The following is a 13,785-nucleotide window of genomic DNA, read 5'->3' as shown; positions in this document are numbered from 1 at the left end:
CACAGGTTTCGGGACCATAGCGGAATGCCGATCATGATCAGAAAAATATGGATACTGTCTGTTGTCCTGGCTTTTCAGGCCGCTTTGCCGTCACAGGTTCGCGCGGATGACGATGACACGGATGAGGACAGCGGACAGTTGCTGAACGAGCTGTTTCAGTCCACCGTCATCTATCCGCAGGCCAAGGGCGAAATCCAGTGGACCTTCGCGCCCAGTTTCGCGCAAAACCCCGACGCGCGGGGGCTTGGGCTGCCCGTGTCATTTGAATATGGCATCAGTGACAGGCTGCAGGTGGAACTGGCATGGGAGGAAGGGCGCGCCTTCGACCGGCTGGACCGGGTGCCGGACGGTGCGGAAGGGGTGTTTGGCGCCGGCCTGCAATATACCCTGATGAATATCGGCGGCCGTGACATGCACGCGGCCCTGGGCGGTGAGTTCGAGGTCGCCGTGCACCGCGATCAGCTGATACTTCCGGGGGAGGGCGAAGATGGCGCAGGCAGCGGCGATGAAGGGGAAAGCCGCGCCAGCTTCGCGCCCTATGCCACCCTGGCCGCCGATTTTAAGGAACTGGGCGGGCTGCACCTGACCGCCAATGGCGGCGTTGAACTGAGCAATGCCGAGACCGAGCCGTTTCTCAATCTCGGCATGATCATGCCGCTTGGCGGGACCGTCATGTCGGTTGAGTGGAACTGGAGCGAGGAAGAACAGTTTCTGACCCCCGGCCTGACACATATCTTCGGATCCGGCTGGGAAATCGGTGTCGGTGCGGCCATCGGTGTGCAGGGCGAGGCCGATGATTTCCGTCTTCTGATGAACATCATCTACGAATATTGACCGTGTCTGGCCATGCATGACCTTTTGCCGAAGCCTGTGGTGCTGGTCGGGTATTTATAGCCTGTCCTGCCGGGACAGTGTGTGCGGCTTCCAGAAGTACGCCGCAGGCACCGCCAACGTGTTCAGCCCTTTTACCCGAAAAGATGCCCTGCCGCTCGACCGCAAAGGTTTTGCAGGGAATGCGGCCATGCGCTCAGCGCGATGGTAATGCTTCTTCAGTGTGGTGAATTACAGGCGCAGGCGCGAATCCCTGTTGGAGATCGGGCCGCATAATAGTGTTTTACCGGGTGTAATACACTGCCTAACACACCTACGCAGTCTGAATATGATCAGGTTCTAAAATTAAAACCCTTTAAAATCAATTGGTTGTGATTTTTCTTGCGCGGAATTACAAGAAAGCGCTTGCGTCTGCTCATCTAGTGTACTACATAACTAATACACCGGCGCAATAACACAGACAAACACAGCGCCGGTAAGCCCGACCCGGGTGACGACAGCGAGGACAAACAGCCGGCGGCAAGACCGGAAACGCCCTCAAAAAAAAGAAACAGCGAACCGGGTCATGACAGCGAGCAGGGTCGAGAAGAGGTGACCGATCACCCGGAGACCCGACCTGAAAACGGACAGCGAGTGAATGGGGAAACGAACAGGGGCCGGTGATAATTCAAGAACAGCCTGAGGCAGCCGGCCCTTTTTATTTCCCGCGATAACGACAAAACAGACAAGACAGCGAAGAGAAGGATAAAGATCATGAGCAGCCAACGCGCCAAATACCATGCCAAACAGGCCCATCGCCGGGCGCGCCGCCGGACAGGTGACTTGGCCCGCCAGGATGGCCAGAACGATCAGACCGGCTTTGCCGCAGGGATCATCGCCCTGGCCGCCTGAGCCGCACATATAGATCCAAGATAAAAACAAACCAGACAGCGACAGACCGAGGAGAAGACCGATGACCACCCGCAGCCAACGCGCCAAATACCATGCCAAGCAAGCCTACCGCCGGGCCCGTCGCCGGGCCGGTGACCTGGCCCGCCAGACCGCAGATATGCTGCATGCCGAGACCCTGACCGATTTTGCCGCAGCATCCATGAAGGCGGCCGCCTAAGAGACCCCGAACATTCCGCGCAAAGAACGCGCTTGAGAAAGAGGAAAATGCCATGACGCCGGAATGGACGGACGATCAGCCGATCTACCGGCAATTGAGGGACAAGGTGGTGGCCGCCATTATGGACGGAACGCTGGGAGAAGGGCAGGCCCTGCCGTCCGTTCGTTCAGTCGCCGTCGACATGCAGATCAACCCCTTGACTGCCTCAAAAGCCTATCAGGAGCTGGTAATGGACGGTTTGGTAGAAAAGCGCCGGGGTCTCGGCATGTTCGTGATCGACGGTGCCCGTGAAAATCTGCTGGAGGCGGAACGCCGCCGCTTCCTGAATGAGGAATGGCCCCGTATCGTCGACACCATTCGTCGTCTGGGGCTTGCGCCATCCGATCTGGTGGCGGACATTGAGACACCCGCAAAGGGTGCCAACGGCCATAAAAACGGCGATACATCAGGGAGGGGGCAATGAATAACGGGCCTGAAACAGCCGCAAGGGCTTATGGAACGGATACTGCAGCGTCAGGGTATGCGCCTGCCGACGACACACCGGTGATCGAGGCGAAGGGCCTGTCCAGGCATTATGGCGGTTTTACCGCGCTTTATCCCACGGACATCACAATCCCGCGTGGGCGCATTGTCGGTGTTATCGGTGCAAACGGGGCCGGTAAGACGACGATGCTGAATGCCATTCTGGGACTTGGTACCTATGACGGGGATCTGACGGTCATGGGGTGCCACCCGCTGCGCCAGCGTGCCGCGCTGATGCGCGATGTCTGCTTTATTGCCGATGTGGCGACCCTGCCGAAGTGGATGCGGGTGTCCGAGGTTCTGGACTATGTCGCCGGTGTCCATCCGCGTTTCAACCGTGATATCGCACTCGACTTCCTGAGGCGCACCAGCGTACCCCTGGACAAGAAGGTGCGTGCCCTGTCCAAGGGGATGACCGTTCAGGTTCATCTGGCGGTGGTCATGGCGATCGACGCCCGTCTCCTGGTGCTGGACGAGCCGACACTGGGTCTGGATATCCTGTTCCGCAAACAGTTTTACCAATCCCTTCTGGAAGAATATTTCGACGAAGAGCGCACCATTTTGATCACCACCCACCAGGTGGAGGAAGTGGAACATATCCTGAGCGACGTGCTGTTCATCAAGGATGGCCGCGTGGTCCTGATGGACGATATGGACGTCTTGTCGGAACGCTTTACCGAACTGCAGGTCGCGCCCGGAAAGGAAGCCGAAGCCCTGGCCTGTAATCCGATCCGCCGCACGTCCTCGCTGGGCCGGACCGTCTGTGTTTACCGCGATGCCGACCGGCAGGTGCTGGCCGGTCTTGGCGAGGTGCGGCGGCTTGGGCTGGCCGATATTTTCGTGGCGACCGTCGAGGAAGCCGGAGGGGGGTACGGCACCGCCGGGCCGGCCGCGTCACGCGTTACTGCCGAAGACGATCATGGAAAAGCGGGAGAAGAATAATGAACAACACCGCCGTTATGACCGGCCGGTTCTCCGGTCCCTTCACCGCCCTCCTGAAGCGCGAATTTCTGGAGGGAAAGAACTATTACTTCTGGCTTCCCGTCATATTGCTGGGGGGCGTGCTGACCTTGTTTTTCCTGATGGCCATCGGGTTTGGCTCGGTGATCGAGATCGGCTCGATGGAAGTGAAAAATATCTACAATCTGGGGTCTGCTCTTGAGCGTGCTCAGGAACGAGACCCTGTCGAATTGCCGGCCGCCATCACGGCTATGTACTGGCTTATGGCCGGACCAGCCGCAGTAACTATTCCCTTTGTAGTGTTTTTCTCACTGTTGGGTGCTCTTTATGAAGAGCGGCGAGATCGGTCTGTTCTGTTCTGGAAATCCATGCCGGTCAGCGACTGGCAGGAGGTTCTGGCGAAGCTGTTGGTGCCGGTTTTGGGGACATTGTTCCTTTTCCTCGGAGCAGTGATAGCAATGCAGCTTTTGACAGCGATCCTGCTTTCATTGATCGTATTGCTTCAAGGGGGGCCGATAAGCGCCTTATGGCCGCTGGGCTTGATGGTTACCAGTTGGGTGACCGCCGCTGTTGTTATCCTGTTGTACACCTTATGGGCATTGCCGGTATTTGCATGGATTTTGCTGGTGTCGGCTTACGCTCCGCGCATGCCTTTTGTGTATGCAATGCTGCCGCCTACCGTTGTGGTTGTGGTGGAGGCAGTGTTTTTCGAGACCGGCAATCTTCTGTCTTTTCTGGGAAGGCACCTGGGCGGATGGATGGGCGACTTTTTTGCAAATATCCATATTGATAGCCCACGGGATCTTATCACGTTGTTGTTTGGAGGTGGCTATTTCCGAGCCTTTGGTGGTGCCTTAACTAACATGGATTTCTGGGTCGGTCTTTTGATCGGCGCGCTGTTCCTTGCCGGTGCGGTCGAACTGCGCAAGCGGTCCGTATAAGATAAGGGGTGTGACGATGAATACGATGAAAAAGGCCGATATTCTGGAACAGCTTGCCCGTCTGGACCGTGCCTCCGATATCCCTGTGGGACTGTTACGCCACGCCGGACAGGCCCGGAAAAGCCCTTATGCCTGTCACGGCGGTTCGCGCCCGACACAGGAGGTCGCGCCGCCCGTCTGACAGGCATCGCGATCTATCCGAAGATTTGACGGGCTGCCATGCTGGCGGCCCGTTTTTTGTGATGCAGTGTTCTTACAACGGTTTGCCCGGCTGCCAGTCCTGTGGTGCCAGTATATAACTGTCAAAGCGGAACTCCGGCACGACCGTACAGCTGACCAATGTCCAGGCGCCGGTTGAGGTCGCCTGTTGCCAGATGCCGGGGGCAACAATGATCTGCGGCATCTGGCCCAACAGGATATCGGGGCCGAGAATGGATGTTTCCACGGTTCTCCCGTCTGCCGAGATACGGTGTTGCAACGGACTGCCGCTATGCCAGTGCCACAGCTCCGTCGAGTCTTTCAGAAGATGCCAGTGGGACTGCTGGCCGTCCGCCAGGAGATAATAAATGGACGACGCCAGTCCCCGTCCGTCCGGCCGGGTGTCCCCGTGGCAGAAGGTCCGGCGATAATAGCCGCCCTCGGGGTCGGGCGTCAGGTCCAGTTTCCTGATGATTTCATCGGCCGTCATGGACATTGCCTTGGAACCGTCCTTCTAAAGCATTTTAAAAACCGTTTATCGCCGGGCAGCATGAGGCCCCCGACTTTGAGGGTTACCGTCAATGCATGGCCGTGACAGGCTTGCAAAAGGGTGTTTTTGCGCTGGGCGGCTGTGCCGGTCGCTAGCCAAGGCCGGCACGCTCCAGACGGCTTTAACCGTAAAGACGGTTACAACAAATTATCAATTTAAAAGAGATTTTTTATATTTCTGATTGCTTTATTAAGGCCACGGTTTATTATCAACCTGCCATGGTTGTTGGCATTGTTCAATTGGGAGATTCCATTATGAAAAAGCAGCAAAAAAAGCCGCCTCAGTTCGAACTGGCGCGTGAGCTCAAGGTTGAAGAGCAGGAAAAAGTAACGGGTGGCTGTTCACAGAATCAAGGTGGAATGGGGACGGGGGCAACCCTTCCCGGCTGCCTTCAGGATGACGTCTGATTTGTCTTCATCAATAATCAAGTGATTGGAGCTGTGCCCTAACCGGGCACAGCTTCCCAATTTGAACGACCCATATGGTAAAATTTCTTGTTTTGACAGCGCCGCAGGATGGACATGCCATCATGACGGCTCAGGCCATGCGTACCTTGGGCCACAGTGTAACAAGCTGGATGACCAGTGAATTGTTTATTGCCCATCCGGCCAGTGCTGAAATCGGCCCTTCTGTGGACCTTTCGCTGACGCTTTCAAACAAGGATTCTGCTTTCAAAATCGGTGACTTTGATCGTATCTGGTATCGCCGGTCGAGGTTTTCGCCCAACCTTCCTTTTGCGGACGCGCGCAGCCGAGAGCTGTTCGAAAAAGAACAGGGTAGTTTCTACGAAGCTTTATGTCTGGCTGGTGAGTGTGCCTCCGAATGGGTCAATCCACCTGCCGCGCGTTATCGCGCGTTGAGCAAGCTCGTGCAATTGCAGCAGGCGAGAGCGGTTGGGCTTGCCTTCCCTGAAACAATCATCAGTAACGACATTGACGCCATCAGGGCGTTTGAGGCGCGTCATAGCAGCGGCCTCATCATGAAGAGTTTCTATCCGCTTCGTTGGAAAACTGACGAAAATCACCATAAAATGTTTTACACGGCGTCTTTTTCCGCCAAAGACTTTGAGGATGAAGACGCAATGAAGGCAAGCCCGGCGATCATTCAGACGCGCGTGCCGAATGCTTTCGATGTTCGCACCGTTGCTTTCGGTCGAAACCTGGTCTCCGCTCGTATCGAGCGGCATAATTCTGCCGTTCTTGACTGGAGGTCAGTGCAGAATGACGGCATTACCGTCAGTCCTTATGAACTGCCCGCAGATGTCGCAAAAAAATGCCTTGCTTTCTTGGAGCGTATGGCGCTGGTCTTCGGCTGCTTCGACTTTATCGTGACGCCCGCCGGTGAGCATATGTTTCTGGAAATCAACGAAGCCGGGCAGTTTCTCTTCCTTGAAGAGGCCTGCCCCGATTTGAAGATGCTGGATTATGCGTGTCAGTTTTTCGGGCATGGGGGAACGGTTACGTCATTCAAGTTGGACCGGTCTGGCCTGGATCTGAAAATGACCGACTTTGAAAGCAGCCTGCAAGCGGGTATCGCCGAGGAAAAGGCGGCATATGAAAGCACGGTCTTCAACAGCTTCTTATGAAAAATGATCAAGCCGTGTCGCCGGCGCGCAGGGCATAAAGGGCAATGGCTGCCGCGGTGCTGACATTCAGGCTTTCCACCCTGCCGCTCATCGGTATGCGGGCCAGAAAATCGCAGGATGCGGCGACACGGGGACGCAGTCCCGTTCCTTCCGCGCCCATGACAATGGCCAGCGGTCGCCCGGTGTCCAGCGTGTCTATATCGGCATCGGCGGCGCCGGTCAGGCCGACGGACCAATAGCCCATGTCGCCCAGTGTTTTCAGGCTGTCGGCCACATTGGTCACGCGGATCCAGGGCAGGGTGTCCAGGGCGCCGGCGGCCGCCCTTGCCAATGCCCCGCTTTCCTTCGGGCTGTGCCGGTCCTGTGTGATCAGCGCCGCCGCCCCCAGGCCGGCGGCCACCCGCAGGGCCGCGCCGACATTTTGCGGGTCCGTTACCTGATCCAGTATCAACAGACGCGGAGGATATGCCGTATCTCCACCCCGGACACCGCCCGGGGACGGCGCCCCGTCGGCCAGGTCCATTTGGGGAAGCGGCTGCACTTCCAGCATCAGGCCCTGATGGGGGGTGCCGGGTCCGACCGTGGCCTCGAACACAGACATATCGCTGATGATATCGACCGTCAGGCCGGGCCGGTTGCGGACCAGTGTATCCTGTAGGGCTGCGGCGTCCCGGGCGATCAACCGCCGGCACGGACGGGTCATATTGCCGAGTGCCGCCGTGACCGCATGGCGGCCGTAGAGGAAAAAGGCGCCCGGCGCGCCCGGGGACAGCGCCGCTGGGGACAGGCCGTGCCTTTTTCCGCCTGCTCCGCCGCCGCCGGCGGTACGACGTTTGCCGCGGCGCTGAGGGGGCTTGCCGGTGCGTGACGACGCTTTTGCACCAGGCTTCTTCATGCCGGCTTCTCCATACTATTGCTCCAGGCCTGTCATGTTCATACGCAGGCTGTCCGTCTCTTTCCGATTTTGCGCGGTTCGGGGCCGCTGTAAAAAAGGCTGTACCCGTGTGACGGGACTGTTGACAAGTCCGATGATATGCGCATATTCCGGCTTCACCGCGCGGACCGGGAGGTATCTCTCGGTCGCTTTCATGTTGGGGCCATGATGCCGTCCCGGTCGCTGGAAGCCGCACGGTTACATAGGTGGAGGGGTTGGGGAGCGGTCAAACCCATCAGACTGTAAATCTGACGCCTTCGGCTTCGCAGGTTCGAATCCTGCCCCCTCCACCACCTTGATACTTCGCTGATGTATGTTCGGGGTTTTGTCCGGGCAGCTTTGCCTCGGTGAAATTGCCTGTCCGGTTGGAACGGCTTGGTGTTGAGTTTGAGTGTGCTGCGGGTGTAGCTCAATGGTAGAGCAGAAGCCTTCCAAGCTTAAGATGAGGGTTCGATTCCCTTCACCCGCTCCAAATACGCGTCCCGTCGGGCGTCGTCATCATGGGGGTCCGGAATTCCGTTTCCGGCCGCCGGTGGTTTAACACATTTAAGGCGCCTGTCCCTGGCGTGTCGACTTCAGGGCGGGGCGTGGTTGCTTTGCAAAGGTAAGACGGATGTCGAAGGAAAAGTTTGAGCGGACGAAGCCGCACTGCAACATTGGTACGATTGGTCACGTTGACCATGGGAAGACGACGCTGACGGCGGCGATCACGAAAGTGCTGGCCGAGAAGGGCGGCGCGGATTTCATGGATTATGCGAACATTGACAAGGCGCCCGAGGAGCGCGAGCGCGGGATCACGATCTCGACGGCGCACGTTGAGTATGAGACGGACAACCGTCACTATGCGCATGTGGACTGCCCCGGTCACGCGGATTATGTGAAGAACATGATCACGGGCGCGGCGCAGATGGACGGCGCCATTCTGGTTGTGAACGCCGCTGACGGGCCGATGCCGCAGACGCGCGAGCACATTCTTCTGGCGCGTCAGGTCGGTGTTCCGGCGATTGTTGTTTTCCTGAACAAGGTTGACCAGGTTGACGACGAGGAGCTTCTGGAGCTTGTCGAGCTGGAAGTGCGCGAGCTGCTGAGCGAGTATGAATTCCCGGGCGACGACATTCCGATCATTGCGGGGTCTGCCCTGGCGGCGCTGGAAGGCCGTGACGACACCATCGGCAAGGAGAAGATCCTTGAGCTGATGACGTCGGTTGACGAGTACATTCCGCAGCCGGAGCGGGCTGTTGACGGTGCGTTCCTGATGCCGGTCGAGGACGTGTTCTCGATTTCGGGCCGGGGTACGGTTGTCACGGGCCGTGTTGAGCGCGGCATCGTCAAGGTGGGCGAGGAAGTCGAGATTGTCGGCATCCGCGAGACGTCGAAGACGACGGTGACGGGTGTCGAGATGTTCCGCAAGCTTCTGGACCAGGGCGAGGCGGGCGACAACATCGGCGCCCTGCTGCGCGGTGTTGGCCGTGAGGACGTTGAGCGGGGCCAGGTTCTGGCGCATCCGGGGACGATCACGCCGCACACGAAGTTCGAGGCGGAGACGTACATTCTGACCAAGGAAGAGGGTGGCCGTCACACGCCGTTCTTTGCCAACTACCGTCCGCAGTTTTACTTCCGGACGACGGACGTGACGGGGACGGTTGAGCTGCCGGCGGGCACGGAGATGGTGATGCCGGGTGACAATGTGAACCTGAAGGTGGAGCTGATCGCTCCGATCGCCATGGACGAGGGCCTGCGCTTCGCTATCCGCGAGGGCGGACGCACCGTCGGCGCCGGCGTCGTCTCCAAAATCATCGAGTAATCCCGGAAGCGGGGTGTTGTGTGGCGGGCTTTAGGGTCCGCCACCCTTTTGTGCCGTAACGCGCAGGGCCGGTGGCCGTGTGTGACTGCGGTGCAAAAAAAGCTTGAAAGCATCGCTGGCTGAGGCTAAACCCCTGCCTTCGCCACAGGCCGATGCCATGAAAGCGAATGCGCGTGAGCGGCCTAGGGGTGTAGCTCAGTTGGTAGAGCACCGGTCTCCAAAACCGGGTGCCGGGGGTTCGAGTCCCTCCACCCCTGCCACGTGTCTTGAACCTGAAGGGCTGTGCCTTGGACCGGCAGGCCCCGATGGAGACACCCCGACCACCGGGGCTGTCTGAATGGTGTTGGGGACACAGGGGCGGGCCGGCAGGCTGGTGCATTGGGACGACTCGGCACTGACGGCAGTGCTTTTGGCGGTATGGGCCGTGCGTTTGGCGCCGGGCCATAATAATAAAGAACGACTGTAAGGGACGGCAGCCATGGCTAAGACCTCATCGCGCGTGTCACCGGGCGAATTTGTACGCCAAGTGCGTCAGGAAGGCGCAAAGGTCACGTGGCCGACACCGCGGGAAACATCGACCACGGCGCTCATGGTTTTCATCATGGTGATGATCATGGCTGTGTTTTTCCTTGGCGTCGATTTCGTTCTGAATGCAGGGGTTCAATGGATTTTGGGCCTGGAGGCCTGACGTATCGTATCGGTCGCGGGTCCGGGTCAGCCGGAGCCGAGAGAATATGGCTGGGCGGTTTTTGTTGATGCGCGGGAAGGGGCAAATCGTTCTCCCGAATGCGTCCGAAAACGGGCCCGATGAGTATAAGACGCCTGGAGAGTAAGAATTGTGAGCACGCCACGCTGGTACATCATTCACGCCTATTCGGGCTTCGAGAAGAAGGTTGCGGCCGCCATTGAGGAGCAGGCCACGCAGCAGGGGCTCGAAGCGCTGGTGGATCAGGTGATCGTGCCGACAGAAGAGGTTGTCGAGGTCCGCAAGGGCAAGAAAGTCAAGGCCGAGAAGAAATTCTTCCCCGGCTATGTGCTGATCAAGATGGTGTTGACGGACGATACCTATCACCTCGTCAATGCCAACCCGAAGGTTACCGGTTTTCTGGGGCCCCAGGGCAAGCCGAGCCCGATCTCGGAGACGGAAGCCGCCCGCATCCTCAACCAGGTTGAGGAAGGCGTCGAGCGCCCGCGCCCCAATGTGGTGTACGAGATCGGCGAGGAAGTGCGCGTGACCGACGGTCCGTTCACGTCCTTCAACGGCACGGTGGAGGAAGTAGACGAAGACAAGGCGCGGTTGAAAGTGTCCGTGTCCATCTTTGGCCGCGCCACACCGGTGGAATTGGAATACGCTCAGGTCGAAAAGGTCGGCTGACCACGGGTCAGACGGATTTCGGTCCGGGGCGGACGAGACTTTCGGGGGTGTGCCCCGAAAAACCGCGCGGGAGGCCCGCCATTGGCCGCACCGCGCGCCCTTGCGAACCGGGTTAAAGGGTTCGCCACTGTTTGAAAGGGACGAAAATGGCAAAGAAGATTGACGGTTATCTGAAGCTTCAGGTGCCGGCTGGTCAGGCAAACCCGTCGCCCCCGATCGGGCCGGCGCTTGGTCAGCGCGGTATCAATATCATGGAATTCTGCAAGGCGTTCAACGCCAAGACGCAGGGTATGGAAGCGGGCATGCCGTGCCCGACGATTATTACGGTTTATGCCGACCGGTCTTTCACCTTTGAGATCAAGACGCCGCCGGCGAGCTTCTATCTCAAAAAGGCCGCCAAGCTGAAGTCGGGCTCGAAAGAGCCGGGCCGCAGCGTTGCCGGTTCCGTCACGCGCGATCAGGTCAAGGAGATCGCCGAGGCAAAAATGAAAGACCTGAACGCCAACGACATCGAAGCGGCCATGCGGATCATTGAAGGATCCGCCCGCTCGATGGGCCTGACAGTGGAGGGTTGACCGTGGCACGCATGACCAAACGGATGAAAAAGGCTTGGGAAGGCCTGGACCGCGAAAAGCTCTACACGGTTGCAGAGGCGGTCAAGGAACTGAAAACCCGCTCGGCGACCAAGTTCGACGAAACCATTGAGGTGTCGATGAACCTGGGTGTCGACCCCCGCCACGCCGACCAGATGGTGCGCGGTGTGGTCGCCCTGCCGCATGGTAGCGGCAAGTCGGTGCGTGTGGCTGTGTTTGCCAAGGGGCCGAAAGCCGATGAGGCGAAGGAAGCCGGCGCCGATATCGTGGGTGCGGAAGACCTGATGGAGACGATCCAGAAGGGCGAGATCAATTTTGAGCGTTGCATCGCCACGCCCGACATGATGGGTGTTGTCGGTCGTCTGGGTAAGGTGTTGGGTCCCAAGGGCCTGATGCCGAACCCGAAACTGGGCACTGTGACGATGGACGTGAAGGGCGCTGTCGAGGCAGCCAAGGCCGGCCAGGTGGAATTCCGCGTTGAAAAGGCCGGGATCGTTCATGGCGGTGTCGGCAAGGCCAGCTTTGACGAGGCAAAAATCATCGAAAATGCGCAGGCCTTTATCGGTGCGATCATCAAGGCGAAGCCGACCGGGGCCAAGGGCACCTATGTCAAGCGCGTCGCCATGTCGTCGTCGATGGGGCCGGGCCTGAAAATCGACTCATCGACCCTGGGCGACAGCTAAGGGCCTGGGCGACAGCTAAGGGATTGAAGGCTTTGGACCGCAGGTTGCCTGCAAGGCGGTGTGCGGTCCGGGGATCCGGGCGGATGTTTTGCCCGGATGTGTAAAGAGAACTGTCCAAGATTGCAGGTGTGCCGGATGACAGGGGATATTCCCCACAGAGGCCGGTGCCTAAGCTGAAGGCGGAAGTCGCGACCCGCCGGGCCTGCATGAGACGGGGTAAGGAAAGGTTTTGCCGCAAAATGGTGCGGTATGGCCAACTCGCGGTTTCCAAGGGATGGGCGCTGCCTGTCCTGCGACCCCGGACAGGGGAGACGGCAAAGCATACTCGACCGTGTTGAGCGCCGCGCCGTCTGGCTCAAACAAGGCGAAACGCCATGCCTGATACTTAAGGGCGGACGCGTTTCATAATGGAGACGAGAATTGGAAAGAGCCGAGAAGCAGGAGCTGGTTGCGTCGTTGCATGAGGTGTTCTCGGGCGCGTCGTCCGTTGTGGTGGTTCACTATGACGGTTTGAGCGTTGCCGAGATTACCGACCTGCGCACGCGTGTCCGCGAGGCGGGCGCCGGCTTCAAAGTGACCAAGAACCGGCTGACTCGTCTTGCACTCAAAGGAACCAAATACGAAGGCATTTCGGACCTGTTCAGCGGTCCGACGGCCATCGGTTACGGGGACGACGCCATTTCGGCACCGAAAGCCCTCTCCAAGTTTGCCAAGGAAAACGAGAAGCTTCGTATCCTTGGCGGCGGTATGGACGAGACGGTGTTGGACATTGCCGCTGTCAAAGCCCTGGCCGAACTGCCGTCGCTCGATGAACTGCGCGGAAAGCTTGTCGGCCTGATTCAGGCCCCGGCCCAGAAACTGGCGTCGGTGACACAAGCCCCCGCCGGTCAGCTGGCCCGTGTATTTGGTGCCTATGGGTCCAAGGACGCAGCCTGAGGCCTTTTGAAAAGGCCAAGCGCGCAGGCTTGGGCGGCCATGGCCGCCCCGGCAGAAAACGATCCCGGAAGGCATATGGGGCAAGCCGCGTGACACAAGACTGTGCCGCCGTCCCGCCGACAGGGTTTTGGAAACCGACTGAATGATTGGAGTATACCCAATGGCTGATCTTGAAAAGCTTGTTGACGAACTGTCCAGCCTGACCGTTCTGGAAGCTGCTGAACTGTCCAAACTGCTGGAAGAAAAATGGGGCGTGTCCGCCGCTGCACCGGTTGCGGTCGCGGCTGCTGGCGGCGCTGCCGGCGGCGATGCCGGTGCGGCTGAAGAGAAAACCGAATTCGACGTTATTCTCGCCGAAGCCGGTGCCAAGAAAATCAACGTGATTAAAGAAGTGCGCGCCATCACCGGCCTGGGCCTGAAGGAAGCCAAGGACCTGGTCGAAGGCGCACCGAAGCCGGTTAAAGAAGCCGTCTCGAAAGACGAAGCCGAAGAGCTGAAGAAAAAGCTCGAAGAGGCCGGCGCGAAAGTCGAGCTCAAGTAATCTGCTTGAGCCAGCGTTATCCGTGGGGTCGGACGCGTGTATACGCGTCCGGCCTTTCGGCGTCCTAGGAGCGGCGGGGCGGTAAAAAGGCGGTTCATCCCCGGCGCGAGGCGTGCCGGACATAAGATTTTCAGACCTTTCGGGCGTGGTGCCCAAGGTCTTTAAGCGCGGCAGAAGACGCCGGGGCGGGGAACACCCTGGCTGGCGCCTGCCAACAGACAAAC

The 13,785-nt window shown here is 58.9% G+C and carries 17 protein-coding genes, 3 tRNA genes and 1 pseudogene; 19 read left to right on the top strand and 2 right to left on the bottom strand.

Going from position 1 to position 13,785, the window contains the following annotated elements; translation table 11 throughout:
• The first annotated feature begins 33 nt into the window (after positions 1-33).
• The 7 genes and pseudogenes from BXY39_RS13955 (at position 34) to BXY39_RS19365 (ending at position 4,543) form a co-directional block, all read left to right on the top strand.
• Positions 34-834 (top strand): hypothetical protein, encoded by an 801-nt coding sequence (locus BXY39_RS13955; RefSeq protein WP_147453588.1) that lies wholly within the window; start codon positions 34-36, stop codon positions 832-834.
• Positions 835-1,584: 750 nt separating this feature from the next.
• Positions 1,585-1,722: a hypothetical protein gene (locus tag BXY39_RS19375; protein WP_170163848.1), complete on the top strand. Its 138-nt coding sequence runs from the start codon at positions 1,585-1,587 to the stop codon at positions 1,720-1,722.
• Positions 1,723-1,783: 61 nt separating this feature from the next.
• Positions 1,784-1,939 carry a hypothetical protein gene (locus tag BXY39_RS19370; RefSeq protein ID WP_170163847.1) on the top strand — a complete coding sequence of 52 codons (156 nt, stop codon included), beginning with the start codon at positions 1,784-1,786 and terminating at the stop codon, positions 1,937-1,939.
• 52 nt (positions 1,940-1,991) lie between these two features.
• The gene (locus tag BXY39_RS13950) at positions 1,992-2,402 is read left to right on the top strand and encodes a GntR family transcriptional regulator (protein ID WP_121939493.1); all 411 of its coding nucleotides are present in this window, start codon (positions 1,992-1,994) and stop codon (positions 2,400-2,402) included.
• A pseudogene (locus BXY39_RS13945) lies at positions 2,399-3,316 on the top strand (ABC transporter ATP-binding protein); the annotation flags it as partial. The gene BXY39_RS13950 and the pseudogene BXY39_RS13945, both read left to right, overlap by 4 nt.
• Positions 3,317-3,402: 86 nt before the next feature.
• Entirely contained in the window at positions 3,403-4,362 is a 960-nt protein-coding gene (locus BXY39_RS13940; protein ID WP_121939491.1) for an ABC transporter permease, read from the top strand.
• A gap of 16 nt (positions 4,363-4,378) precedes the next feature.
• Entirely contained in the window at positions 4,379-4,543 is a 165-nt protein-coding gene (locus BXY39_RS19365) for a hypothetical protein (protein ID WP_170163846.1), read from the top strand.
• A gap of 72 nt (positions 4,544-4,615) precedes the next feature.
• On the opposite strand, the gene BXY39_RS13935 is transcribed toward BXY39_RS19365, so the two are convergent.
• Positions 4,616-5,050, bottom strand: a complete 435-nt coding sequence (locus tag BXY39_RS13935; protein ID WP_121939629.1) for a cupin domain-containing protein — start codon at positions 5,048-5,050, stop codon at positions 4,616-4,618.
• Positions 5,051-5,364: 314 nt separating this feature from the next.
• Here BXY39_RS13935 and BXY39_RS19360 point away from each other — a divergent pair, with 314 nt between their 5' ends.
• Positions 5,365-5,517: a hypothetical protein gene (locus tag BXY39_RS19360; RefSeq protein ID WP_170163845.1), complete on the top strand. Its 153-nt coding sequence runs from the start codon at positions 5,365-5,367 to the stop codon at positions 5,515-5,517.
• Between the two features lie 122 nt (positions 5,518-5,639).
• Positions 5,640-6,695, top strand: coding sequence for an MvdC/MvdD family ATP grasp protein (locus BXY39_RS13930; protein WP_147453587.1), 1,056 nt, complete (start codon positions 5,640-5,642; stop codon positions 6,693-6,695).
• 7 nt (positions 6,696-6,702) lie between these two features.
• On the opposite strand, the gene BXY39_RS13925 is transcribed toward BXY39_RS13930, so the two are convergent.
• Positions 6,703-7,590 (bottom strand): TrmH family RNA methyltransferase, encoded by an 888-nt coding sequence (locus BXY39_RS13925; protein ID WP_121939489.1) that lies wholly within the window; start codon positions 7,588-7,590, stop codon positions 6,703-6,705.
• 247 nt (positions 7,591-7,837) lie between these two features.
• On the opposite strand from BXY39_RS13925, the gene BXY39_RS13920 reads away from it, so the two are divergent.
• From BXY39_RS13920 to rplL, 10 genes are all read left to right on the top strand, one after another.
• A tRNA-Tyr gene (locus BXY39_RS13920) sits at positions 7,838-7,922 on the top strand.
• 105 nt (positions 7,923-8,027) lie between these two features.
• Positions 8,028-8,101: transfer RNA gene (locus BXY39_RS13915), tRNA-Gly, on the top strand.
• 141 nt (positions 8,102-8,242) lie between these two features.
• On the top strand, positions 8,243-9,433 hold the full coding sequence (gene tuf, locus BXY39_RS13910) for an elongation factor Tu (protein ID WP_121939475.1): 1,191 nt from the start codon (positions 8,243-8,245) through the stop codon (positions 9,431-9,433).
• Positions 9,434-9,617: 184 nt separating this feature from the next.
• A tRNA-Trp gene (locus BXY39_RS13905) sits at positions 9,618-9,693 on the top strand.
• Positions 9,694-9,911: 218 nt separating this feature from the next.
• Positions 9,912-10,121 (top strand): preprotein translocase subunit SecE, encoded by a 210-nt coding sequence (gene secE / locus BXY39_RS13900; RefSeq protein WP_121939488.1) that lies wholly within the window; start codon positions 9,912-9,914, stop codon positions 10,119-10,121.
• A 150-nt stretch (positions 10,122-10,271) separates the two neighbouring features.
• On the top strand, positions 10,272-10,808 hold the full coding sequence (gene nusG / locus BXY39_RS13895; RefSeq protein WP_121939487.1) for a transcription termination/antitermination protein NusG: 537 nt from the start codon (positions 10,272-10,274) through the stop codon (positions 10,806-10,808).
• 146 nt (positions 10,809-10,954) lie between these two features.
• Positions 10,955-11,383 (top strand): 50S ribosomal protein L11, encoded by a 429-nt coding sequence (rplK, locus tag BXY39_RS13890; protein WP_121939486.1) that lies wholly within the window; start codon positions 10,955-10,957, stop codon positions 11,381-11,383.
• Positions 11,384-11,385: 2 nt separating this feature from the next.
• The gene (gene rplA, locus BXY39_RS13885) at positions 11,386-12,084 is read left to right on the top strand and encodes a 50S ribosomal protein L1 (RefSeq protein ID WP_121939485.1); all 699 of its coding nucleotides are present in this window, start codon (positions 11,386-11,388) and stop codon (positions 12,082-12,084) included.
• Positions 12,085-12,504: 420 nt separating this feature from the next.
• Entirely contained in the window at positions 12,505-13,020 is a 516-nt protein-coding gene (gene rplJ / locus BXY39_RS13880) for a 50S ribosomal protein L10 (RefSeq protein WP_121939484.1), read from the top strand.
• A gap of 160 nt (positions 13,021-13,180) precedes the next feature.
• A complete protein-coding gene (gene rplL, locus BXY39_RS13875) occupies positions 13,181-13,561 on the top strand; it encodes a 50S ribosomal protein L7/L12 (RefSeq protein WP_121939483.1) in 381 nt (126 codons plus the stop codon).
• Positions 13,562-13,785: the final 224 nt, after the last annotated feature.

This window comes from Eilatimonas milleporae (assembly GCF_003688555.1).
In the GTDB taxonomy this organism is placed as follows: domain Bacteria; phylum Pseudomonadota; class Alphaproteobacteria; order Sphingomonadales; family Kordiimonadaceae; genus Eilatimonas; species Eilatimonas milleporae.
Note: the sequence above shows the minus strand (reverse complement) of the source record. Positions and strands in the feature narration are given on the sequence as shown.